Genomic DNA, 24671 nt, shown 5'->3' with positions numbered 1-24671 from the left:
CCGCGTCGGTGTCGGGGTTTATCGTGACACCGCAATGCCGCTTCATCTGCACCGCGCCGAGCGCACCGATCTGTTGGCCGACGGTCTCGGCGCCGTGCTGGCCGACCCGCTGCCCGACCCGTTCGCCACCGAACTCGTCGTGGTGCCGGCGCGCGGCGTGGAGCGCTGGCTGAGCCAGCGGCTGTCCCACGTGCTCGGGGCGCGCGGCGGCGACGGGGTGTGCGCCGGAGTCGCGTTCCGCAGCCCGGGCTCGTTGATCGCCGAGCTCACCGGCACGGCCGAGAACGATCCGTGGTCGCCGGACGCCATGGTCTGGCCGCTGCTGGAGGCCATCGACTGCTCGCTGGACGAACCGTGGTGCCGCCCGCTGGCATCCCATGTCGGTCACTTCCACACCGGCGCGGAGGCCGAGCTGCGCCGGGGCAGGCGATACGAGGTCGCGCGCCGGCTGGCCGGCCTGTTCGACTCCTACGCCCGCCAACGCCCGCAACTCCTCGTCGACTGGGCCGACGGGAACCTCGGCGATCTCGACGAGGACCTGCGCTGGCAGCCCGAGTTGTGGCGGGCGCTGGTCGCGCGGGTCGCCGCCGACCCACCGCACATCCGCCACGCCACGACAATCGCGCGGCTGCGAGCAGGGCCCAGCGAGCTGCCGCCGCGGCTGTCGCTGTTCGGGCACACCCGATTGACCCGCACCGATGTCGAGCTGCTGGAGGCGGTGGCCGCCCACCACGAGCTGCATCTGTGGCTACCGCACCCCAGTGACGCGCTGTGGCGCGCGCTGGCCGGCGCACACGGCGCCATTCCGCGGCGCGACGACGTCAGCCATCGCGCGGTGTCCCATCCGCTGCTCGCCACGCTGGGACGAGACCTGCGTGAGCTGCAACGCAGTCTGCCGGCCGACGCCGCGACCGACGATTATCTGGTTGGGCACGTCCGCCCGGACACGCTGCTGGGCTGGCTGCAATCCGACATCGCCGCCAACGCCGTTCGGCCGGTTGGCCGCACGCTGGCGGCCGACGACCGATCGGTGCAGATCCACAACTGCCACGGCCCCGCCCGCCAGGTCGACGTGCTGCGCGAAGTGCTGCTGGGCCTGCTACAGGACGACCCGACGCTCGAGCCGCGCGACATCCTGGTGATGTGCCCGGACATCGAAACCTACGCGCCGCTGATCGTGGCCGACTTCGGCCTGGGCGACGTGGTGCACGGCGCGCATCCCGCCCACCAGCTGCGCGTGCGCCTGGCGGACCGCTCGCCGATTCAGACCAATCCGCTGCTCGGGGTGGCCGCCCAGCTGCTCGCGCTGGCGGCCGGCCGCGTGACGGCCAGTGAGGTGCTCAACCTGGCCCAGGCCCCGCCCGTGCGCGCCCTGTTCGGGTTCACCGACGACGATCTGGAGGCCATCACCCGCTGGGTGCGGCAGGCCAACATCCGGTGGGGGTTGGATCAGGAGCATCGCCGGCCCTATCACGTCGATTTCGTCCACAACACATGGCGTTTCGGCATCGACCGGATACTGGCCGGCGTCGCGATGTCCGACGATTCGAACGCGTGGATCGACGCGACGCTGCCCCTCGACGACGTCAGCAGCAATCGAGTCCAATTGGCCGGCCAGTTCGCCGAATTCGTCGCGCGGCTGCAGCACGTTCTGGACTCGCTCGCCGGCGCCCGGCCGCTGACCGAATGGCTGGCCACCCTCGCCGACGGTGTCACGATGCTGACCCGGGTCCGCGATGCCGACGCCTGGCAGACCGGTCAGCTGCAACGCGAGTTCGCCCAGACCACCGCGCACGCCGGATCCCGGGGGGACACGCCGCTGCGGCTGGCCGACGTTCGCGCGCTACTGGCCCGCCGGCTCTCCGGTCGCCCGACGCGGGCCAACTTCCGCACCGGCACCCTGACGGTGTGCACCATGGTGCCGATGCGCTCGGTGCCACACCGGGTGGTGTGCCTGGTGGGCCTGGACGACGGGCTGTTCCCGCGGCTCGGCATCGCCGACGGTGACGACTCGCTGGCCCGCTGCCCGATGACGGGCGAACGCGACATCCGTTCCGAGGACCGGCAATTGCTGCTCGACGCGATCGGCGCGGCCACCGAGAAACTGGTCATCACCTACACCGGCGCCAACGAGTATTCGGGGCAGCCGCGCCCCCCGGCGGTGCCGCTGGCCGAGCTGCTGGACACCCTCGACGTGACCACCTCGACCAAGGTGCGCGGCCGCATCGTCGTCGAACATCCGTTGCAGCCCTTCGACATTCGCAACGTGATCCCCGGCCGGCTGGTGCCGGACGTGCCGTTCAGTTTCGACCCCACGGTGTTGCGCGCGGCGCGCGCGACCACCGGCGACCACTGCGCACGACCGCAGTTCATCTCGGGGCCGCTGCCCGCACCGCCGGCCGGCGACGTCATCCTCGCCGACCTGGTCGGCTTCTTCAAGGATCCGGTCAAGGGCTTCTTTCGCGCGTTGGAATTCACGCTGCCCTACGACGTCGACGGCGTGCAGGACACGATGCCGGTCGACATCGACGGCCTCGAGGAGTGGACGGTCGGCGACCGGATGCTGGGCGACATCCTGCGCGGCATGACGCCCGACGATGCGCGGCAAGCCGAGTGGCGCCGCGGCACGCTGCCCCCGGGCCAGCTGGGCTGGCGCAAGGTCACGGAGATTCGCGACCAGGCCGCCCTGTTGGCGCTCGAGGCGCTGGGACACATGGAAAGCCACGGCCCCGCCGCCGCCTACGACGTCGACGTCGATCTCGGCGGCGGGCGGCGCCTCACCGGCACGGTGTCACCCGTGTACGGTGACCGGTTGGTGTCGGTGACGTATTCGCGGCTGGACGGCAAGCACCTGCTCGAATCGTGGATTCCCTTGCTGGCGTTGGTCGCTCATGATCCCGGGCGCGATTGGTCGGCGGTGTGCATCGGGCGGATGCGCAGGGGCACTACCACGCGGGTGGAGGGCCTGGGGCCGCCGCGCGAGGGTGAGGATGCCACCGAGATACTGCGCGAGCTGGTGGCGATCTACGACGCCGGGCGGCGTGAACCGATTCCCTTGCCCATCAAGACGTCTTACGCCTGGGCGGCCGCCCGGCACGGCGGCGAGGATCCGGTGACCGAGGCGCGATACCGATGGAGGTCCAGCGACCGCTTCCCCGGTGAGGACCAGGCCCCGGCCCACGTGCGGGCGTGGGGAAGGGGCGTGCCGCTCGACGAGCTGATGCAGCCCGTGCGACCGGGCGAGGAATGCGACGGCGAGGCCAACCGGCTCGGCGCCTACGCGGCCCGGGTCTGGCTGCCGATGCTGCGCGCCGAGCGGAGGCCGGTCTGATGGAACGCTTCGACCTGCTGGGTGCGCTGCCGGCCGAGCGCTCCACCACCGTGCTGGAGGCCAGCGCGGGAACCGGCAAGACCTTCGCGTTGGCCGGGCTCGTCACGCGGTACATCGCCGACGGCGCGGCGACGCTGGACCAGATGCTGCTCATCACCTTCGGGCGGGCCGCCAGTCAGGAGCTGCGCGAACGCGTCCGCTGTCAAATCGTGGACGCCGTTAGGGCTTTCGCCGATCCCGCGGTCGCCGGCGACAATCAGGTGGTCGCGCACCTGCTCACCGGCACCGACGAGCAGCGTGCGGCGCGCCACCAGCGTCTTCGCGACGCACTGGCCGGTTTCGACGCTGCGACGATCGCCACCACCCACCAGTTCTGCCAGCTGGTGTTGCGCTCGCTCGGCGTGGCCGGCGACACCGCGGCGAGCGTGACGCTGCTCGACAGCCTCGATGACCTGGTGACCGAGATCGTCGACGATCTGTATCTGGCCCACTTCGGCCAGGAGCGCGACGACCCGGTGCTGCACTACCGCGAGGCGCTGCGGCTGGCACGCGAGGTGGTGAAGAACCCGTCGACCCAGCTGCGCCCGCTCGACCCGGATCCGGACTCGCGGGCCGCCGTCAGCCTCAGGTTCGCCAATGACGTTCTGGCCGAACTGGATACGCGCAAGCGCCGGCTGGGCGTCCTGGGCTATGACGACCTACTGATCCGGCTGGCGGACGCGCTGGCCACCGACGGCTCCCCCGCCCGGCTGCGCATGCACCAGCGCTGGCCGATCGTGATGGTCGACGAGTTCCAGGACACCGACCCGGTGCAATGGCAGGTCATCGACCGGGCGTTCAGCGGGCGCTCCACCGTGATCCTCATCGGCGATCCGAAGCAGGCGATCTACGCGTTTCGCGGCGGTGACATCGTGACGTATCTTCGGGCGGCCGAGACGGCGGGTGAACGCAAGACGCTGGACACCAACTGGCGCAGCGATTCCGCGCTGCTGCAGCGCCTGCAGGTGGTGCTGCGCGGCGCCCAGCTCGGCGACCCCGCGATCGTGGTGAACGACGTGGACGCGCATCACCACGGTCACCGGCTCGCCGGTGCGCCGCGCAACGAGCCGTTCCGGCTGCGCGTGGTGGCGCGAAAGACGTTGGGGCGCCGCGGTGTGCAGAACCTGCCGATCGACCAGGTGCGCGACCACATCGGCGCGGACCTGGCATCGGACATCCGCGCGCTGCTGGCCAGCGGTGCCACCTTCGAGGGGAGACCGCTGCAGGCCCGCGACATCGCCGTGATCGTGGAGAAGCACCGGGACGCGCACGCCTGCTTCACCGCGCTCTGCGATGCGGGCGTTCCCGCGGTCTACACCGGCAATTCCGACGTGTTCACCTCCGAGGCCGCCGAGGATTGGCTGTGCCTGCTGGAGGCCTTCGATCAACCACACCGGCCCGGCATGGTGCGCGCGGCCGCGGCGACGATGTTCTTCGGCGAGACGGCCGAGTCGCTGGCCGCCGGCGGGGACGCGGTCACGGATCGGATCGCGAAAACCTTGCGGGAGTGGGCCGGTCACGCCCGTGAACGCGGCGTCGCGGCGATCTTCGAGGCCGCGCAATTGCTGGGCATGGGCAACCGCGTGCTCGCCTGGCGGGGCGGCGAGCGGCACATGACCGACCTGGCGCACGTCACCCAGCTGCTGCAGGACGTCGCGCACCGCGAGCACTACAGCCTGCCCGCGCTGCGCGATTGGCTGCGCCGGCAGCGTGACGAGCGCAGCGGCGCCCCGGAGCGCAACCGCCGCCTCGACAGCGACGCCGCGGCCGTCCAGATCATGACCGTCTTCGTCAGCAAGGGCCTGCAGTACCCGATCGTGTACCTGCCGTTCGCGTTCAACCGCAACACCCAGGACAGCGACGTGGTCCTCTTCCACGACGAGGACGGCACCCGCTGCCTGCACGTCGGGGGCAAGGACAGCCCCGACTTCAAAGCCGTTGAGCGGCTGGGCCGCAAGGAGGACGCCAGCGACGACAGTCGCCTGACCTACGTCGCACTCACCCGGGCGCAGTCCCAGGTGGTGGCGTGGTGGTCACCGGCGTACTACGAGCCCAACGGCGGCCTGTCGCGGCTGCTGCGCGGCCGGCGGCCCGGCGAACCGGTGGTGCCGGACCGGTGCGAACCCGCGAAGGTCTCCGACGACGACGCCCTGGCCCGGCTGCGCGAGTGGGAGGCGGCCGGCGGGCCGGTCATCGAGGAATCCGTGGTGGCGGCGGCCCCACCGCTGCCCGCCGCGCCGGTGCCCGGGCGCCTGGAGAATCGCCACTTCCACCGCGGCATCGACACCGGGTGGCGGCGCACCTCCTATTCCGGCCTGATCCGGGCGGCGCAAGCCGGCGGGGTGAGCAGCGAACCCGAAATCGGCGAACTCGACGACGAGGTCGGCGAGATCCCGTTGGTGTCCGCGGTGGCCGGGCCGGACGTACCCTCGCCGATGGCCGACCTTCCCGCGGGCGCCACGTTCGGCACCCTGGTGCACGCCGTGCTCGAGACGGCCGACCCGTTCGCCGCGGATCTGGCCGCCGAGCTGGAGTCACAGATCCGGGCGCATTCGACGTGGTGGCCGGTCGCCGTGGCCCCCGAGGACCTGGCCGCGGCGATGGTGCCGATGCACGACACCCCGCTGGGCGCGCTGACCGGCGGCATAACGCTGCGCCAGATCGGATTGTCAGACCGGTTGCGCGAGCTGGACTTTGAGTTGCCGCTGGCCGGCGGTGATCGTCGTTCCACGGCGGCGGAGGTGCGGCTGGCGGATCTGGCGCCGCTGTTGCGCGAGCACCTGCCGGCCGGTGACGTGCTGGCATCGTATGCCGACCGGCTGGCCGAACCGGGCCTGGGCGATCAGTCGCTGCGCGGATACCTCACCGGTTCCATCGACGCCGTGCTGCGCGTCCCCGACGGCGCCGGGCACCGCTTCGTGGTGGTGGATTACAAGACCAACCGGCTCGGGGACCCGGAGCGGCCGCTGACCGCCGCCGACTACGACCGGTCACGGATGGCCGAGGCGATGTTGCACTCGGATTATCCGCTGCAGGCGCTGTTGTATTGCGCTGTGCTGCACCGATTTTTGCGATGGCGGCTGGCGGACTACGACCCGGGCCGGCATCTGGGCGGCGTCCTGTACCTGTTCCTGCGGGGCATGTGTGGTGCCGATACGCCGGTGCTCGACGGCCATCCGGCGGGCGTCTTCGATTGGCGGCCGCCCTGGCCGCTGATCGCGGCGCTGTCGGACCTGCTCGATGCGCGGGGGGCGGCCGCGTGACGATCGAAGCCATGTTTGCGACCGGGCTGCTGCGCACGTTCAGCGATGCCGGTGTTTTCGAGCCGGCCGATATCCATGTGGCGCAACGGCTTACCGCACTCACCAGCGAGCCCGACGAGCGGGTGGCGCTCGCGGTCGCCCTGGTGGTGCGCGCGCTGCGGGGCGGCTCGGTGTGCGTCGATCTGCGCGCGGTGCCCGCCCAGGTGAGCGTGTCCGACCTGCCCTGGCCGGACGCCGACGACTGGATGGCGGCGGTGCGGGGCAGCGCGCTGCTGCAGACGCCGCCGGTGCTGCGGCTGCTCGGGGACCTGCTGTACTTCGACAGGTACTGGCTCGAGGAGGAGCAGGTCTGCACCGACCTGCTGGCGCTTTCGGTGGCGCCCGCCGCCGTCGAATCGTCCACCTACGACAGGCTTTTCCCGGCCGGCTACGACGAGCAGCGGGCCGCCGCCGCGATCGCGGTGTCGCAGGCGCTGACCGTGTTGACCGGCGGGCCCGGCACCGGCAAGACCACCACGATCGCCCGCCTGCTCGCCCTGCTGGTCGAACAGGCCGAGCGCGCCGGCCGGCCGCGTCCCCGGATCGCGCTGGCCGCACCGACCGGCAAGGCGGCGGCCCGGCTCGCCGAGGCGGTGGCCACGGGAATCGAGGAGCTGCCCGCCGCGGACAGGGTGCGGCTGACGGGTCTTGCGGGAACCACGCTGCATCGGCTCCTGGGACCCCGGCCGGATACGTCGGTGCGGTTCAAGCACAATCGCGGCAACCGGCTGCCACACGACGTCATCGTCGTCGACGAAACCTCGATGGTGTCGTTGACCATGATGGCCCGGCTGGTCGAAGCGGTCCGGCCGGACACCCGGCTGATCCTGGTGGGTGACCCCGACCAGTTGGCCTCGGTGGAAGCGGGCGCGGTGCTGGCCGACCTGGTGGACGGGCTGGCCGGTCGCGACGATGTCCGGGTGGCCGCCCTGCGCACCCCGCACCGATACGGCACGTCGATCGGCGCCCTGGCCGAGGCGATCCGGGCCGGTGACGCGGACCGCGTCCTGGAGTTGTTGGCGGCCGGCGGTGAGCACGTCGAGTGGGTGGACTCCGAGCGCCCGGCCGACCGGCTGCGTGAGGTGCTGGTTGCGCACGCGTTGCGGCTGCGCTCGGCCGCGCTGCTGGGCGCGGTGCCCCAGGCCCTGGCCACGCTCGACGAACACCGGTTGTTGTGCGCGCACCGCGAGGGACCCTACGGGGCGACGCACTGGAATGCCCAGGTGCAGAAGTGGATTGGCGAAGCGACCGGCCAGCCCGCGTGGTCGCAGTGGTATGCCGGGCGTCCCCTGCTGGTGACCGCGAACGATTACGGGCTGCGCCTCTACAACGGCGACACGGGCGTGACGGTGGCCGGTCCGGACGGCCTGCGGGCCGTCATCGCCGGCGCGACCGGCCCGCTGGATTTCGCGACCAGCAGGCTCGGCGAGGTGGAGACCATGCACGCCATGACCATCCACAAGAGCCAGGGCAGCCAGGCCGACGAGGTGACGGTGCTGATACCGCCGGAGGATTCGCGGCTGCTGACGCGCGAACTGTTCTACACGGCGGTGACCCGCGCGAAAACCCGGGTGCGCGTGGTGGGCCCCGAGGCATCCGTCCGCGCGGCGATCCAGCGCCGGGCGCTGCGGGCCACCGGATTGCGGCAGCGACTGCGGTCGGTCAGCTAGGCGCGGGGCCGGCGGATCGGGCCTGCGCGACCATCTGTTTGAGCATGCCGTCGTGAATGATGTCGATCCGCGAGCGGGCCTCGGCGCACACATACGGGTCGCGGATCACGGTGAGCTGGTTGTCCTGCTTGGATTCCCCGCCGGTGGACCAGTTCGTGGAGCCGGTGATGACGTCGACGCCGTCGATGATCACCATCTTCAAATGCATGATCGCCGACTTCTCGCTGTGGCCGATCGCGATGCTGTTGCCGACCTTGTCGTTGAGCCACGGGGCCAGCAGGGCGCGCTCGGACTTGCCGGCGGCCTGGGTGGAGTCGAGACTCATTTGCACGTAGATCTTTTCGTCGTTCAGCGCCGACTGCAGCACCGAGTTGAGTTCCACGTCGTCATATCCGTACATCGCCACGACGATGGTCTTGGTGGCCGACGTCAACAGGGACTTGAGCGCTTCGTGCACCCGGTCGACCGGACTGTAGAACGTCCGCGTGGTGTCGGGATAGCCCGGCGGGAAGGGCGCGGCTTTGTATTGGTCCAGCTCGGTCAGCGAACTCAGTGCCATGGCGGTTGCTCCTCTACAACGCGGGCGACATCCAGTCTTTCGGGTCTGCGCTGAGCTGTTGCTGCTCGGCGGTCAGGTCCGGCAGGTAGCCCGGATCGTCACGTCGGCGCACCAGCACGCTCGGATGCACCAGCGCGTCGGGACCCATCGGCCGGCGCCGGCGACCGACCAGGTACCACAGCTTCCCGTTGCTGTGGATCGGCGCGCCCGCGAAGTCTTCGGTCATCGCGCACTGGGCCCGATAGGCGTCCGCGTCGATCGCCAGGTCGCCGACGACCCCGTCGACGATCCACTTCAGGGCGATCGTGGCGAGCCGGTGGTCCGGCATGAACGTGCCGCCGACGTCGGCGTGCACGCCGGCGAACCAGCGCTCTTCCAGCCCTTGCGGATGCCGTTGGACGAGATATTCACGGTAGGGCCGGCGCCGCTCGTCGATCGAGACGGCGTGGCGGATGCGCGCCGCGTTGGGCAGCGACCGCGTATAGGGCCATCTCAGGGTGCCGAACCGCAGGAAGCCGGCCGCCTTGACGGTGTCCCACAGGCCCAGGTAGGCCACCGGCACCGCGTAGCGCCACACCTGATTCGGACTGTTCTGGCGCACGGTCGAAAACAGCGGCTCGCCGTCGGTGCGCCAGCAGAACGCGCGGGCGAACTCGGCCCACCGGTCGAACTCGTCTTGCGTGAAATCCCGGTTGATGGCGTACTTTTCGATCGCGTACGGCAGCAGGTTCTCCGAACCCGGCCGCATCAGCCCCGGCCGCAGCAGCATGCCCGCCAGGGCGCGCGCCGTGTACGCGCCGCGGCTGAAACCGAAGATGTACACCGCATCGCCGGGGCGCCAATGCTCCATCACGTACCGGTACGCCTGTGCGACATTGTCTTTCAGGCCCGCGCCGAACGCCTTCTCGATCAGCAGCGACACGGAACGACGCACCGCCGAGTGCGCGGCCGCCGGCGCCAGCGTGCCCACTCCGGGGTCGTAGTAGACCAGCTGCGTGCTGGGGTCGTTCTTGTCGAGCAGCTCGAAAAGCTTGGCGACGTTGGTGAGATTGCCGGCCCCGATCTGGTTGGCGGTGCCGTCCAGGCAGACGACGATCCGCTTGCCTTGCGGTGGCTCGGGCCGCTCGGTCATCGGGAACGCCTCTCACGGGGTGCAACTCCGGCGATATGCCGAACTCTACGGCGATCGGCCCCGCGGCGTGTTCGAAATAGCCGGGTGGGGTGCGCGCGCGGCGGTGCGGAAGAATCGCGGTCGACATGGACGACCACGACGCTCCCCCATCGGCATCGCGGCCCGGTTCGCGACGGGCCCACGTCGTGCGGCTGGCCGTGTTCGCCGGGTTTCTGGCCGTGGTCTTCTATCTGGTGGCCGTGGCGCGGGTGATCGACATCGACGAGATCCGGGGCGTGGTGTCGGCCACGGGCCCGGCGGCGCCGCTGACCTACGTGGTGGTCTCGGCGGTGGTGGGCGCGTTGTTCGTTCCGGGCTCGATACTGGCCGCGGGCAGTGGGTTGCTGTTCGGTCCGCTACTGGGTGTCTTCGTGACGCTGGGCGCGACCGTGGGCACCGCGATCGTCGCGAGTTTCGTCGGCCGCCGCGCCGGTCGCGACAGCGCACGCGCACTGCTGGGCGGCGCCCGGGCCGATCGCATCGACGCACTGATCGGGCGTGGCGGACTGTGGGCGGTCGTCGGCCAGCGCTTCGTCCCCGGCATCTCCGACGCGCTCGCCTCGTACGCGTTCGGGGCGTTCGGAGTTCCGGTGTGGCAGATGGCCGTTGGCGCGTTCATCGGTTCGGCTCCGCGGGCTTTCGCCTACACCGCGCTGGGCGCCTCGATCGGGAATCGGTCGTCGCCGCTGGCCTACGCGGCGATAGCGGTGTGGTGCGTGAGCGCGATCGTCGGCGCGTTCGCGGCGCACCGCGGCTACCGAAAATGGCGCGGGCACGCGAAAGACAACAATACGTCCGGCTGAATCGGATTCCGCCTCCCGCGGCGGCCCGGAACTTGTCGGTGGTGGCTGCGATGATTGCGTCATGTCCCCGACCGCGACTGCAGCCAGCGTCGAAGCGTCCCCTAAGGAACGTCTCGAGGTGCTCTTCGACGAACTGGCGGAGTTGAGCGGTCAGCGCAATGCGATCGATGGGCGCATCGTGGAGATCGTGGCCGAGATCGATCGCGATGAATTGTGCGGGGTGACCGGGGCGCGGTCGGTGTCGGCGTTGGTGGCCTGGAAGACGGGCTGCTCGCCGGCCAACGCGCACACGATCACCACCATCGCGCGCCGGCTCCAAGAGTTCCCGCGCTGCGCTCAAGGCCTGCGGGAGGGCCGGCTGTCGGTCGATCAGGTCGGGGTCATCGCCGCACGCGCCGGCGCGGGATCTGATGCCCATTACGAGCAGCTGGCCAACGTGGCCACGGTGACTCAGCTGCGCACCGCGATCAAGCTCGAACCCCGCCCCGACCCCCCACCCGGACCCGAACCCCAGGGCTCGTTCACCACGACCGCCACCGAGGCGGGCAGCTGTTATCGGATCACCCTGAGCCAGCTAGATGCCGCGAAGTTCGACGCCGCGGTGGCCGCCCACCGCGAGGCGCTGATCGCCGAATGGCAACGCGACGGCGGCGCGGGCGCGGGCGCCTTGGATCAGCGGCCCCCGATGCCTAACACGGTGGAGGCGTTCCTGCGCCTGGTCGAGGCCGGCTGGGACGCCGAGGCGGCGCGCCGCCCGCACGGACAGCAGACCACCGTGGTGGTGCACGTCGATGTCGACAAGCCCGCCGCAGCACTGCATCTAGGTCCGCTGCTCACCGACGCCGAACGCCGATACCTGACCTGTGACGCCACCGCCGAAATCTGGTTCGAACGCCACGGCGAGGTCATCGGCGCCGGGCGAACCACGCGGCTGATCAACCGGCGGCTACGCCGCGCACTCGAGCACCGCGACCGCGCCTGCGCGGTCCCCGGCTGTGGCGCCACCCGCGGCCTGCACGCCCACCACATCCGGCACTGGGAAGACGGCGGCCCCACCGAGCTGACCAACCTGGTGCTGCTCTGCCCGTATCATCACCGGCTACACCATCGCGGGAGCCTCGAGATCACCGGACCCGCACACGCACTTGTGATCACCGACGACGCCGGGCGCGTGCTAAGCCCGGGATCGCTGGCCCGCCCACCCACCACACCCCCACCCACCGTCGCGCCGTGCCCGGGACCGACCGGAGAACGCGCCCAATGGTGGTGGTACACACCCTTCCAACCCCAACCACCACCGACACCCAACTAGCCGGGTTGGCGGCCACGCAACGCCAGCGCCCGATCGCGCTCAAACGCCTTGTAGCACCGAACAATTCAAACTGTGACGACGAAGATCAGGCGACGCAAGGATCAACTGCGCTAGTTCGCCGCGCGCTGCGCCGCCACGAACAGATTGCCGGGCACGTAGTCCCGCACTTCCTCGGGCGCCGCACGCCCGTAGCCGGCCATCAACTCGTCGGCCGGTGTGACGGTCACCTGCCAGCCGTGGCGGCCGAACCATTCGCCCACGTCCTCGCGTTCCTCGAAATACCAGAGCTCGTCGGTGCGGGGTATCTCCCGGTCCGGGTCCACGCCTGCCATGAGTGCGCGGATCCGGTCCATCCGCTCGCGACGCTTGGCGCGGGCCTGCGGGTCGAGGAACTTCGGGCCCAACGCCTCCACGGCGACCCGGCTGCCGGGCGCGGTCAGCCCCTGGATGCGCTCGAACAAAAGGTCTTGGGCGGCCGCCGGCAGATACGGCATCAATCCCTCGGCCGACCAGACGCTGGGCGCGTCGGCGTCAAACCCCGCCTCCCGCAACGCCGCCGGCCAATCGTGGCGCAGGTCCACCGGCACCGCGACGCGGTCGCAGGTGGGCCGCGCCCCGTGCTCGGCCAGCGTGGCCGCCTTGAAGCCCAGCACCTTGGTCTGGTCGAGTTCGTAGACCGTCGTGCCCGCCGGCCACGGCAACCGCCAGGACCGCGCGTCCAGGCCGGCCGCCAGGATCACCGCCTGGCGAATGCCTGCGCCGGTGGCGTCGAGGAAAAACTTGTCGAAAAACGCTGTGCGCGAAGCCATGTAGCCGACCATCGACTGCATCTGCAACGGCAACGTGGGCTCGGCCTCGATGATCTCGGCCGGCAACTGCGCCGCGGAATGCCAGTTCCACACGCCATCCCCGGCGGCGTCGAGGAACACCTGCGCGAATGGGTCAGAGATCAACGGGTTTTCGTTACGGGTCTCCGCCGCGCGGGCCGAGGCCACCCCCAGCGCGGTCGCCCCCACGCTTTCGGTGATCTCCCAGGTGTCGTTGTCGGTTCTGGGCACAGTCAGTTTCCTTCCGTCCGCTGCGCAGACACGAACAGCGTCTGCGGTGTGGCGTCGTCGATGTCTTGTGGTGGTCTGCGGTCGTAGCCGGCCATCAACTCCGGCGCCGCGGTGACGGTCACGTCCCAGCCGTGCCGGCCCAGCCAGTCGGCCACGTCTTCGCGTTCCTCGAAGTACCACAGGTCTTGCACGTCGGGAATGTCGCGATCGGGATCCAGTTCGGCCATCAGGTCGCGCACCCGCGCCATGGTCTGGCGTTGCCTGTCGCGGGCGTCCTCGTCGAGGAAGTCGGGACCGGGCGCCTCCACGGCGATCCGGCTGCCGTGTGCTCCGAGCGCCTGTACCCGCTCGAACAACAGCTCCTGGGCGGCCGCCGGCAGAAACGGCAACAGTCCCTCGGCCGACCACACGCTGGGCGCGTCGGCGTCAAATCCCGCCCGCTGCAAGGCCGACGGCCAGTCGTGACGCAGGTCGACGGGAACGCTGACCAGCTCGCAGGTCGGCTCGGCCCCCTCGTCTCGCAGCGTCGAGGCCTTGAAATCGAGCACCCGCGGCTGATCCAGCTCGTACACCGTGGTGCCGTCCGGCCAGGGCAGCCGCCACGCCCGCGAGTCCAGCCCCGCCGCCAGGATCACCACCTGCCGCACGCCCGCGCCGGTCGCATCGAGGAAGAACCGGTCGAAGAACGCCGTCCGCGCGGCCATGTAGTCGACCATCCCCTGCATCCGCGGCTTCAGGTCCGGGTCGATCTCGGCGATCTGGGCGGGCAGATCGGGGGCCGCGAACCAGTCCCACATGCCCGGCCCGGCGGCCTGCAGAAACACCCGCGCGAACGGGTCGCTGATCAGCGGGTTCTCGCTCTCGGTTTCCGCGGCCCGGGCTGCCGCCACGCCGAGCGCCGTCGCGCCCACGCTCTCGGTGATCTCCCAGCTGTCGTCGTCCGTCCTGGCCACGCCGCTGCCCCCAATTCGCTAGCACACCTACCTACCCGACCCTACGCGCGCCGGATGAGTGGGAGCTGTCAACGAACCGGGTATTGCGTTAACTTGTCGGCGGGCCACTGCGCAGGCCGAAAGCACGGCGCCAGCGGTGCCGAGCGAAGCCGAAGGATCCTCAATACATGCGAGTCGACGGGCGCGACATCATCGTTTCCGGCGACTTGCTGCAGCCGTTGACCCGGCGGACCAACGACATCCTGCGCCTGATCCTGGCCGTGCTTTTCCTGGCGCTGGTGATCACCGGTTCGGTGGTCACCCGACCGCAGTGGATCGCGCTGGAGAAATCCGTCTCGCAGATCGTCGGCGTCTTGTCGCCGACCCAATCCGACGTGGTGTACCTGATCTACGGATTGGCGATCGTGGCATTGCCGTTCATGATCCTCATCGGGCTGATCGTCGCCGGGCAGTGGAAACTGCTGGGCGCCTACGCCACCGCGGGGCTGAGCGCGAACGTGTTGTTGTCGATCAGGGCCAGCGGCATCGCCTCACCACGGTGGCACTTCGACGTTCACGATCGGCTCAGCACGGTTCCGGCGCAATTCCTCGACGACCCTCGCTGGATCGGGATGCTGGCGGCGGTGCTGACGGTTTCGGGCCCCTGGCTGCCGGCGCGCTGGCGGCACTGGTGGTGGGCCCTGCTGCTGGCCTTCGTGCCCATCCACTTGGTGATCAGCGCCATCGTCCCGGCGCGCTCGTTGGTGGGCCTGGCGGTCGGGTGGGTGGTGGGCGCGCTGGTGGTGCTCGTCGTCGGCACGCCGGCGCTCGAGGTGCCGTTGGACGCCGCGGTGCGCGCCCTGGCCAAGGCCGGCTTCGCGGTCTCGCGGCTCACCGTGGTCCGGCCGGCCGGCCGTGGCCCGCTGATCCTCACGGCCGACGGCGAACATCTCGGTGACACGGCGCTGATCGAGTTGTACGGCCCGCATCAGCGCAGCGGCGGGGCGCTGCGCCAGCTCTGGGGAAAGCTCAAGCTGCGCGACGCCGAAACCGCGCCCCTGGTGACCTCCATGCGCCGTGCCGTGGAGCACCGCGCGCTGATGGCGATCGCCATCGGTGACGCGGGCCTGGCCAACACGGCGACGGTCGCGGTCGCGCCGCTGGACCGGGGCTGGATGCTGTATTCGCACCGGCCCCCTCGCGGCACCCCCATCGACGAATGCGCGACGGCGACTCCCGTTGCCCGGCTGTGGGAATCGCTGCGCGTCCTCAACGACCACCAGATCGCCCACGGCGATCTGCGCAGCCACCACATCACCGTGGAGGACGACACCGTGATGTTCGGCGGTTTCGGCAGCGCCGAATACGGGGCCACCGACGCCCAATTGCAATCCGACATCGCGCAGCTGCTGGTGACGACGTCCGCGCTTTACGAGCCGAAGTCCGCGGTGCGCGCGGCGATCGAGGTGTTCGGCAAGGACACCATCCTTTCCGCGTCCCGCCGGCTCACGAAAGTCGCTGTGCCGCGGTTTATTCGGAGATCCATACCGGACGCCGGAACCGTCATCTCCGGCGCGCGGGCCGAGGTCAAGCGCCAAACCGGCGCCGATCAGATCAAGCCCCAGACCATCACCAGGTTCACCCGCAGCCAGATCGTGCAACTGGTGCTCTTCGGCGCGCTGGTCTATGTCGCGTACCCCTTCATCAGCACGGCGCCGACATTCTTCTCCCAGCTGCGGACCGCGAATTGGTGGTGGGCGCTGCTTGGCCTGCTGGTGTCGGCGCTGACGTACGTCGGGGCGGCCGCCGCGCTGTGGGCCTGCGCCGACGGCATGGTGAACTTCTGGACGCTGTCAATCGCGCAGGTGGCCAACACCTTTGCCGCAACCACCACCCCGGCGGGTGTCGGCGGGCTGGCGCTGAGCACGCGGTTCTTGCAGAAGAGCGGCCTGTCGGCGATGCGGGCCACCGCGGCGGTGGCCCTGCAGCAGTCGGTACAGGTGATCGCCCACCTCGCGCTGCTGGTGTTGTTCAGCGCCGCCGCCGGGGCGTCGATGAACCTGCGGCATTTCGTGCCGAGCGCGACGCTGCTGTACCTGATCGCCGGGATCGCGCTGGGCATAATCGGTGCGTTCCTGTTCGTGCCCACGCTGCGCAAGTGGCTGGCGACCGAGGTGCGCCCCAAGCTGAACGAGGTGGTGACCGATCTGGTCAAGCTAGCCCGGGAACCGAAGCGGTTGGCGCTGATCCTGCTGGGTTGTGCGGGCACCACCCTCGGCGCGGCGCTGGCGCTGTGGGCCAGCATCGAAGCCTTCGGCGGCGGAACGACTTTCGTCGCCGTCACGGTGGTCACCATGGTCGGCGGCACGCTGGCCTCCGCGGCCCCCACGCCCGGCGGTGTCGGGGCGGTCGAGGCGGCGTTGATCGGTGGGCTGGCCGCCTTCGGCGTGCCGGCGGCCGTCGGCGTGCCATCGGTCCTGCTGTACCGCATGCTGACCTGCTGGCTGCCCGTATTCGTCGGCTGGCCCGTGATGCGGTGGCTGACCGCCAACGAGATGGTCTGAGGGGGCCTAGCTTTCGGACTCGGCCTGCGCGACCACGAGAACCGTTGCGGTGCGCACGCTGTGGCCAACGGTGGTGGTCACCGACGCCAGGTAATAGTCCTCGGGCACCGACCGCGCGACCGTGATGGGAACGGTGACGCTGGCCGAGCCGTCGGCCCCGAACCGGCCCGATGTCGGCTGCACGCTGATCCCGACGTCCGAGGAGGTGCCCGCGACGGTGTAACCGTCGGCGGTGTCGGTCATGCGTTGCGCATCGAGGGTGACGGTGCCCGTGTGCCCCGGCGCGATCGTCACGACGGGTTGGGCGACGTTGACCGCCACTGCCGAGCTGCCCGCCCCATACGACGGCGGCGCGTCGGATTGCGCTGTGCCCCAGCGCTTATCGGGATAGGCGGCAAGCGAGTATGCCAGCGTGCCGCCGGTGCGGATGATCGACTCGGGCAGCGACGTGTGCTCGGTGGCCTGGCCGTCGACCTTCAGGCCGCTGATGTATTTGAGGTGGTGCGGTCCGGACGCGCCCGGGGCGACGATCCGCAGGGATTTGTTTGCCGGCAGCGCGATTTCGACACGGTCGAACAGCGGTGCGCCGACGGTGAGGATCGGCGCCCCCGGAGTGGCCGGGTACAGCCCCAGCGCCGCCCACACGTACCAGCTGGCCAGGGCCCCCAGGTCGTCGTTGCCCGGTTCACCGTCGGCGGTCGGGGCGAAGAGCCCGCGCACCCGGTCGACGGTGCGCTGAGTCTTCCACGGTTGACCGATGTAGTTATACAGCCACGGCACACCGAAACTCGGTTCGTTGCCGGCCCACAGGTAGGGCTGGTTGGGGCCGACGTTGAGCTTCTCGGTGAACCGGTCGAGCCGGTCGGCCACGGCCGCGCGGCCCCCGAGCGCGGTCACCAGTCCCGCCACGTTGTGTGGCACCGACCAGACATACTGTTCGGCGTTGCCCTCGTCGTACCCGACCTGGCCGAAGTTCTCCGGGGCCACCACGAACCCGGGACCGGGACGGAAGAACCCGGTCCAGCTGCGGGGCAAGACGTATCGCGTGGTGGGATTGAACAGGTTCTGCCAATACTGCGCCCGGTTCGCGAATTCGGTGGCGGTCGCGGCGTCACCCAGCGAGTCGGCGAATCGGGAAATGGTGAAGTCGTCGACCGACCACTCGAGGGTGATCGACGCGTCGGCGATCCAGCCGTTGCGGCCGAACTCCAAGGTGAACGGCGCATAGCCGAGCCGCAGGTAGGTGCCGATGCCACGGCGCTCGATGTAGCCGGCCAGGCCTACGCCGCCTCTCGTCGCCCCGTCCACCATGTAGCGCAGCGCCGTTTTGACGTCAAAGTCTTTGGCCCCGAACGCGTTCAGGTTCACGATCAGCGGGGTCACGCTGTCCCCGCTCATCTCGCCGGTCGCGGCGTTGGCGAACGCCCAGCGCGGCAGGGCGCCGCTCTGCTCGGCGTCGTTCACCAGCGATTGGGCCATGTCGCTGGCCCGCTCCGGAAACAGCAACGCCTGCAGCGCCGCCAGGCAGCGGTAGGTGTCCCAATCGGAGAAGTTGGCGTACTGCGTGTGGCCCGCGGCGACCGTGTGGATGGCGCCGTCGAACCCGACGTAGCGCCCGTCGGCGTCGTTGAACATGTTGGGGTGCAACAGCGATCGATACAGCGAGGTGTAGAAGGTGGTCAGATCGTCGGCGTTGCGGCCGGCCACCGACACGCGGGACAGCACGGCGTTCCATTCGCGGGACGCGGCGCCGCGAACGTCGTCGAAGCCCGCCGCACCCTCGGCCGCCAGGTTCGCCCGGGCCCCCTCGATGCCGACGTAGGAGATCGCGGTGCGCACCTCGAGCGTCGAGCCGGCCGGGAATTCGACGTAGCCGCCGCTGTACGGCGCGTTGGCGCTGCGGGCGCCGGGATAGACGGCAGCGCCATCCCAGGATCCGTATGCGGTGAAGGGCCGGTTGAACTTCATCGCGAAATACACCGTGTAGGCGTTCGGTTTGTCGCAGAATCCCCCGCTGGTGGCCCACCCGGTGATCGTGGTGTTGTCCTCCCCGATCTGGATGGTCGCGCGCGAGTTGCCCGCCAGCGACGAGCCGGAGCGCACCTGGAGCACCGCGGGCCGGCCGTTGCGCGGATAGCTGAACCGGCCGACGCCCGTGTGCGCGGTGGCGGTGAGTTCCGCTTTGACCCCGGTCCCGGGGAACCGCACCGTGTAATAGCCGGGCACACCCTGCTCGCTGTCGTCATGGGCGATGCTTTCGGCGGTGTTCCAGGGTTGGGCGCTGACACCGCCGGTGACCGGCAGCATCGAGATGTCGCCGAACGCAGCGCATCCCACCGAGGCGTGGGTCATGCTGAACCCGCTCGCGCGCGGGTTGTCGTAGTTGTAGCCGGCGTAGTTGCCGACGGTGTCCGGCGAGTACTGCACCATCCCGAAGGGGACGGTGGCGCCCGGGAAATTGTTGATCTCCCCCACGGTCTCGCCGCCCGTCCCGGTGCCGATGAGCGTCGCAACGTGGTCGACCGGATTCGCGACGAACAGCGGCGGGCCGTCGTACCCCCTGGGTGGGGCCGCGGCGATGAAGACCATGAACACAGCCGACGCCGCGATGACCGCAATGAGGGCCCGCCGCGACCGCATACCTGTCTAATACTCCGAACCGGACCGGAAAATGCCGTATTCGTGTGGCGTTTCGGCCGGCGAATTGGATAACTATTGGCGCCGCGTGGCGGCGCCACGAGAAAGTCCAAAAGATACCGGCAAAGCGACTGTGTTTTTCCGTTAGTGTCATGCCCAGCACGGCTGGCGCTGGTACCGGCCCAATTCTTGGGAGATCGGATCGATGAAACATTTGCCACTAGCAACCATTTCCGTGGCGCTGACTTTGGCGCTCGTCGGTTGCGGCCAGGACCACAAATCCGGCGATAAAACGTCGACGTCCACGTCGACGACGACGTCGTCGGCCACCTCCACGTCGTCGCAAAGCGGCGCGGCGTCGGCGGCGAAGGCCAAGTACACCATCGCCGACTACGTCAAGGACAACAACATCGCCGAGACGCCCGTGCACCACGGCGATCCCGGCCCGAACGTCGACCTCCCGGTGCCCGCCGGCTGGCAACTCAACCAGAATTCCGGCACCTCCTATGGCGGCATCGTGCAGAGCCAGCCCGCCAATCCCGCCGACCCGCCCACGGTTTCGGCGCTGTTCTCCAAGCTGAGCGGCAATGTCGATCCGGCGAAGCTCATCCAATACGCCCCGGGCGAGGTGCAGAACCTGCCCGGATACCAGGGCGGCGGCAACGGCTCCGCGTCCACGCTCGGCGGTTTCCAGGCCTGGCAGGTGGGCGGCACCTACCAGCGGGGCGGCCAGACCCGGGTGATCGCGCAGAAAACGGTCGTGATCCCCAGTCAGGGCGCGGTCTATGTGCTGCAGCTCAACGCCGACGGGCTGGAAAGCGATCAGGGCCCGCTGATGGACGCCACCAGCATCATCGACGACCAGACCACCATCACCGGCTGAAACGGGCGCCGCGGGGCCGGGTTGGCCCTACGGTGAACGCATGACAGAGCAGTCATATGCGGTGGATGCCGGGCACCCGCCGTCGGCGCTGATGCGTCTGGTCAATCCGATGATGGGGTTCTTGCTGCGCAGTCCGCTGGCCAGCCTGGTCCGCAACCAGTTCATGGTGCTGAGCTTCACCGGACGCAAGACGGGACGCGCCTATTCAATCCCGTTGAGCGCCCATGTGATTGACGGTGAGCTTTACGCGCTGACCGGCAACCCGTGGAAACAGAACTTCCGCGACGGTGGACCCGTCCAGGTCGTGTACGCCGGCAAGATGACGGCGATGCGCGGCGAGCTCATCCGAGACCGGGCCGTCGTGTCCGACCTGTTGGTGCGCTGCGCCGAGTCCTACGGCGTCCAGCGCGCACAACGCATGATCGGATTGAAGTTCCGCGACCAGCGCATACCGAGCCGGGACGAGTTCGCCGAGGCGGTCGACCGGCTGCATCTGGGTGCGGTTCGGCTGAGTCCGGCGCCATAGCACCGCACCCGCTCAGATGGTGTCGCCGCCCTCGGGCTCATGCAGGTGCGCGCCTCGCAGGCGCTGGTCGAATCGCGAGCGCGCGGTGATGACCTCTTTGCCCAGCGCCGAGAAGTCCTCGGCGATCCGTTGGGCGAGCAGTCCGAGCTTCGTGTTTCCCGACTGGGACAGCGTTTTGAGCATGTTGAACGCGGCGTCTTCGTCGATGCCGTAGACCAGCATCAGCATGCCCTTGGTCCGCTCGATCACACCGCGGCGCCCGACGATTTCGGCGACCTTCGCGCTGATGGATTCCTCGCGGCCGCGGGCGGGTGTCGGCGTGATTTCGATATAGAAGCCGTGCGTTCCGACGACGGTGCCGTCGTCATCGCAGAATGGGTCGCCCGCCACCAGGACGTGGTGGATCATGCCGGCGGTGTCCACGATGCGATGCCGCGTGCTGAATGCCTGACGGCGCCTGATCATCGCGTTGATGCAGTCGGTCACCTGGGGACGGTCGGCCGGATGCTTGTGCGACAGCACCAGTTCCGTGGTGGGTGTCACGGTGCCGGGTTGGTACCCGTGCATGCGCTGGACCTGGTCGGACCACTCCCAGCGGTGGCCTTCGAAGTAGAAGCGGAACCAGCCCGCGCATTGCGGGGTCGCACCGGCCAGGCCGCGCTCGATCGCGGCGGCGTGGCTGTCTAGTTTCCAAGCCATGGCTGGCGTTTCGCGTGGTGGGCGCCAAAATTCGGTAGCGATCGCTGCTGGATCGCTACCGCCCGGGCGGGAAAACCGGTACTGGACATGCAGGAGTGGGATACCCACATGGCGGTTAGGTTACATTTTCTGACCAGTGGTCATGCCCGGAATGTAAAAATTGCCGGGCGAGTAAGTTTGGCGTTCAGATCCGCCGCCGCAGTCGTTCGACGAGGTCGACCAGCTTCGCGTGGTGCGACCCGGGCCAGTAGATCCAGCCGCATTGCGCGCACCGACTGAAGTCGTCGTAGTGCTCGCGGGTCAGCGGCTGCAGCTGATCGATGACGTCCCCCTTGGCGACCGGGGTCAACAGCCCGTTGCAGCGCACACACCGGCTCAGCGGCGCCAGCCGTCGCTGCAAATCGAGCCGGCGGATGACGGCGACCGCCTGCTCCTCCGGGTCGTCGGGGCGAACAAACAGCCCGTGGGTGACGGCGCGGCGCTTCAACAGCCCGCGGTCGCGGGTCAGCAGGATGCGCCGCTGCGCGCCGCCGATCTCGGCCAGCGTCTGGTCATCGGCATCGTTCGACCACCACACGTCGAACCCGAACAGCCGCAGCAGCCACGCGAGCCGGCCGAGGTTCACGTCGACGACAAAGCGCGGGTCGCGCAACGGCACGGGCCGAAGCCTGCCGGTGGGGCCGATGTCGAGCGCCTCGAACACCGGATAGGCGGCGATGCGGTCACCGAAGGCCGGGCGGTAATCGAACCCTCGCGCGACATCGTTCACCAGGATGAGGTCGACCTCGGTGTGCGGAATCCCCATCGCCTCCAACACGTCTTTGACGCTCTGGTGGGGTTTGAAGGGGCGGCGCACGGTGTGCCCGCGCAACGGCGCCGCGACAAAGTCGTTGAGTTCGGCGTATGCCCGAACTTCGACGTAGCCGGTCGGCTCGCTCACGCAGGTCCCGCGCCCGCGGCCGCGCGGGTTCGGGTGACGACGGGCCGCTCGAATCCGGCGTCGACCGCGGCCCGCTGCACCGCCGCGCCGACCGCATCCGCACGGTCCACTGGCACCAGCGCGATCACACAGCCGCCGAAGCCGCCGCCGGTCATCCGCGCCCCCAGCGCGCCCGCGCGCACCGCGGTGTCGGCGATCAGGTCGATGCGCTCGGTGGTGATCCCGAAGTCGTCGCGCATGGAGGCGTGCGAGGCGGTGAAGATCCGCCCCGCCGCGGGGTAGTCCGAATTGCGCAGCGCCGCAACGCAATCGATCACCCTCTGGTTTTCGGTGAGCACGTGGCGGGCGCGGCGGGCGTCGACCGGGTCGCGCACCGCCGTCAGGTCGGCGGGCCCACGATCGGCGACCTCGCGCAGCGACGACGCCGACAGGTCGGCCGAAGCCCGCTCGCACGACGCGCGCCGCGCCGCGTAGTCGCCGCCGGCGTGGCTGTGACGTTCCCGGGAATCGATCAGCAACAACGCAACACCCGCGGCGGCCGGGTCGAAAACGACGGGCGTGATCGCGAGGTCGGCGAAGTCGATCAGCACCGCGGTGGCCTCGCGGCCGAACAGGGCGGCAAGCTGGTCGAGCAAACCCGTTGGCGCGCCGACGTATTCGTTTTCGGCGCGCTGGGCCAGCCGCGCCTGGTCCTTGGCGTCGATGCGAACATCCGCGGCCGACGCGATCGCACCCAGCGCCGCGCATTCCAGCGCCGCCGACGACGACAGGCCGGAGCCCATCTGCACGTCGCTGGTGATCGACATGGTGCCGCCGGGCACCGGGTGGCCGCCCTGGCGCAGCGCCCAGATCACCCCGGCCACGTAGGCCGCCCAACCGGCCACCTCGCCGGGAACGGTGCCGATCCGAACGCGCACCGGAGCATCGGCGCGGTCGCTGACAACGGTGATGGCGTCGTCGTCGGCGGGGGCGAACGTCGCCACGGTGCGCTGCGGTAGCGCGATGGGCAACGCGAAACCCAGGTTGTAGTCGGTGTGTTCGCCGATCAGGTTGATCCGCCCCGGGGCGGCGTAGCGGATCGGCGCGGTCATTGCGCGAGGTCCCGCAACAGCCCGGCCACGCTTTCCGGCGTGACGTCACCGATGAAGGCGTCCATCGCCGATTCGGAGGCCGCCAGGTACTTGAGCTTGGTGGCGCTGCGCCGGATGGACATCAGCTCGACGTGGAAATAACCCTCGGCCTGGGCCGCGGTGTCGGCGTACTGGTGCAGCGCCGAAATGTAGGGCAGCGGCGCGGAATACAGCCGGTCGAAACGCTTGAGCACGTCGAGGTACACATCGACGAACGCGTCGGATTCGTCCTCGCCGAGTTCGGTCAGGTTGCGCACGAACCGGTTCGGGTAGATGTGCACCTCCACCGGCCAGCGCGCCGCGAACGGCACGAACGCGGTGAACAGCTCGTTGCCCGCGACGACGCGGCTGCCGTCGGCGACCTCACGGGCCAGCAGGTCACCGAACAGGTTGCCGCCGTGCCGCTTTCGATACGCACGCGCCTGCTCCAGCATGGCGGCGGTGCGCGGCGTCAGATAGGGGTAGCCGTAGATCTGACCGTGCGGGTGGGTCAACGTCACCCCGATCTCCTCGCCGCGGTTCTCGAAGCAGAACACCTGCTCGATGCCCGGCCTGGCCATCAGGTCGGCGGTGCGATGCCGCCACGCCTCGACGACCAGCCGCGCGTGCGCCGGCTCGAGCTGGGCGACGGATCCGGTGTGATCGGCGGAAAAACAGATCACTTCGCAGCGGCCGTGCCCGGGCGCGGCCGCAAACCCGTCATCGCCGGGCACGGGCGGTGAGGCCGGCGACGACGGCAGCGCTCCGGACAGGCTGGGGAATCGGTTCTCGAAGACGACGACGTCGTAGTCGGGTGCGGGCACCTCACTGGTCAGCCCGGTCGGGCCCGGGCACAACGGGCACGCCTGTCGCGGCGGCTTGTAGGTGCGGTCCTGGCGCAACGCCGCGATGATCACCCACTGCCCGGTGGTCCGGTCGAACCGCAACTGCGACTGCTCGGGGGCGCGCGCCGGCAGCGGCCTGCGGTCTTCGACCGGCGCCGGCCGATGCCCCGGCAACGCGAAGAACAGCAGCTCACGACCGTCGGCCAGCTTCGCGCGCGTCGGCTCGGTCACGATGTCGAAGACTACTTTGGTCGCCGCGGCGCGGTTCGGGTAACCATGGGGGGTAAGCGC

The 24671-nt window shown here is 69.6% G+C and carries 17 protein-coding genes; 8 read left to right on the top strand and 9 right to left on the bottom strand.

Annotated elements, in window-relative coordinates:
• The first annotated feature begins 34 nt into the window (after positions 1 to 34).
• The 3 genes from recC to recD are packed head-to-tail and all read left to right on the top strand — an operon-like array spanning position 35 to position 8342.
• A complete protein-coding gene (gene recC, locus DQP57_RS07045; protein ID WP_112632322.1) occupies positions 35 to 3331 on the top strand; it encodes an exodeoxyribonuclease V subunit gamma in 3297 nt (1098 codons plus the stop codon).
• The gene (gene recB / locus DQP57_RS07040) at positions 3331 to 6633 is read left to right on the top strand and encodes an exodeoxyribonuclease V subunit beta (protein WP_112632321.1); all 3303 of its coding nucleotides are present in this window, start codon (positions 3331 to 3333) and stop codon (positions 6631 to 6633) included. Before recC ends, recB begins: the two co-directional genes overlap by 1 nt.
• An 11-nt stretch (positions 6634 to 6644) precedes the next feature.
• Entirely contained in the window at positions 6645 to 8342 is a 1698-nt protein-coding gene (gene recD, locus DQP57_RS07035; RefSeq protein ID WP_112632358.1) for an exodeoxyribonuclease V subunit alpha, read from the top strand.
• Here recD and DQP57_RS07030 read toward each other — a convergent pair.
• Both DQP57_RS07030 and DQP57_RS07025 read right to left on the bottom strand, forming a co-directional pair.
• On the bottom strand, positions 8335 to 8901 hold the full coding sequence (locus DQP57_RS07030; protein WP_112632320.1) for a phospholipase D-like domain-containing protein: 567 nt from the start codon (positions 8899 to 8901) through the stop codon (positions 8335 to 8337). The two genes, recD and DQP57_RS07030, sit on opposite strands and share 8 nt — an antisense overlap.
• A 13-nt stretch (positions 8902 to 8914) precedes the next feature.
• Positions 8915 to 10033, bottom strand: a complete 1119-nt coding sequence (locus DQP57_RS07025; protein ID WP_112632319.1) for a T6SS phospholipase effector Tle1-like catalytic domain-containing protein — start codon at positions 10031 to 10033, stop codon at positions 8915 to 8917.
• A 125-nt stretch (positions 10034 to 10158) separates the two neighbouring features.
• Here DQP57_RS07025 and DQP57_RS07020 point away from each other — a divergent pair, with 125 nt between their 5' ends.
• Both DQP57_RS07020 and DQP57_RS07015 read left to right on the top strand, forming a co-directional pair.
• Entirely contained in the window at positions 10159 to 10875 is a 717-nt protein-coding gene (locus DQP57_RS07020) for a TVP38/TMEM64 family protein (protein WP_112632318.1), read from the top strand.
• A gap of 61 nt (positions 10876 to 10936) precedes the next feature.
• Positions 10937 to 12187: an HNH endonuclease signature motif containing protein gene (locus DQP57_RS07015; RefSeq protein ID WP_112632317.1), complete on the top strand. Its 1251-nt coding sequence runs from the start codon at positions 10937 to 10939 to the stop codon at positions 12185 to 12187.
• Positions 12188 to 12297: 110 nt separating this feature from the next.
• Here DQP57_RS07015 and DQP57_RS07010 read toward each other — a convergent pair whose 3' ends face one another.
• Both DQP57_RS07010 and DQP57_RS07005 read right to left on the bottom strand, forming a co-directional pair.
• A complete protein-coding gene (locus tag DQP57_RS07010; RefSeq protein ID WP_112632316.1) occupies positions 12298 to 13245 on the bottom strand; it encodes a class I SAM-dependent methyltransferase in 948 nt (315 codons plus the stop codon).
• A gap of 2 nt (positions 13246 to 13247) precedes the next feature.
• Positions 13248 to 14198: a class I SAM-dependent methyltransferase gene (locus DQP57_RS07005; protein WP_112632315.1), complete on the bottom strand. Its 951-nt coding sequence runs from the start codon at positions 14196 to 14198 to the stop codon at positions 13248 to 13250.
• A 167-nt stretch (positions 14199 to 14365) separates the two neighbouring features.
• Between DQP57_RS07005 and DQP57_RS07000 the strand changes: the two genes are divergently transcribed.
• On the top strand, positions 14366 to 16741 hold the full coding sequence (locus DQP57_RS07000) for a lysylphosphatidylglycerol synthase transmembrane domain-containing protein (RefSeq protein WP_112632314.1): 2376 nt from the start codon (positions 14366 to 14368) through the stop codon (positions 16739 to 16741).
• 6 nt (positions 16742 to 16747) lie between these two features.
• Here the strand turns inward: DQP57_RS07000 and DQP57_RS06995 are convergent, their stop codons facing one another.
• Positions 16748 to 19381: a GH92 family glycosyl hydrolase gene (locus DQP57_RS06995; RefSeq protein ID WP_112632313.1), complete on the bottom strand. Its 2634-nt coding sequence runs from the start codon at positions 19379 to 19381 to the stop codon at positions 16748 to 16750.
• Positions 19382 to 19583: 202 nt separating this feature from the next.
• On the opposite strand from DQP57_RS06995, the gene DQP57_RS06990 reads away from it, so the two are divergent.
• On the top strand, positions 19584 to 20261 hold the full coding sequence (locus tag DQP57_RS06990; protein WP_112632312.1) for an LpqN/LpqT family lipoprotein: 678 nt from the start codon (positions 19584 to 19586) through the stop codon (positions 20259 to 20261).
• A gap of 40 nt (positions 20262 to 20301) precedes the next feature.
• Positions 20302 to 20787, top strand: a complete 486-nt coding sequence (locus DQP57_RS06985) for a hypothetical protein (protein ID WP_112632311.1) — start codon at positions 20302 to 20304, stop codon at positions 20785 to 20787.
• A 12-nt stretch (positions 20788 to 20799) separates the two neighbouring features.
• Here DQP57_RS06985 and DQP57_RS06980 read toward each other — a convergent pair whose 3' ends face one another.
• From DQP57_RS06980 to galT, 4 genes are all read right to left on the bottom strand, one after another.
• The gene (locus DQP57_RS06980; protein WP_112632310.1) at positions 20800 to 21486 is read right to left on the bottom strand and encodes a PAS and ANTAR domain-containing protein; all 687 of its coding nucleotides are present in this window, start codon (positions 21484 to 21486) and stop codon (positions 20800 to 20802) included.
• Positions 21487 to 21670: 184 nt separating this feature from the next.
• Positions 21671 to 22426 (bottom strand): Mut7-C RNAse domain-containing protein, encoded by a 756-nt coding sequence (locus DQP57_RS06975; RefSeq protein WP_112632309.1) that lies wholly within the window; start codon positions 22424 to 22426, stop codon positions 21671 to 21673.
• Positions 22423 to 23517: a galactokinase gene (locus DQP57_RS06970; protein WP_112632308.1), complete on the bottom strand. Its 1095-nt coding sequence runs from the start codon at positions 23515 to 23517 to the stop codon at positions 22423 to 22425. Before DQP57_RS06970 ends, DQP57_RS06975 begins: the two co-directional genes overlap by 4 nt.
• Positions 23514 to 24611: a galactose-1-phosphate uridylyltransferase gene (gene galT / locus DQP57_RS06965; RefSeq protein WP_112632307.1), complete on the bottom strand. Its 1098-nt coding sequence runs from the start codon at positions 24609 to 24611 to the stop codon at positions 23514 to 23516. The genes DQP57_RS06970 and galT overlap by 4 nt, the downstream gene beginning before the upstream one ends.
• Positions 24612 to 24671: the final 60 nt, after the last annotated feature.

Origin of the sequence: Mycobacterium colombiense, assembly GCF_003284935.1 — a bacterium.
Classification (GTDB): domain Bacteria; phylum Actinomycetota; class Actinomycetes; order Mycobacteriales; family Mycobacteriaceae; genus Mycobacterium; species Mycobacterium arosiense_A.
The sequence above is the reverse complement of the archived record's forward strand: the minus strand, read 5'-3'. Positions and strand labels throughout refer to the sequence as shown.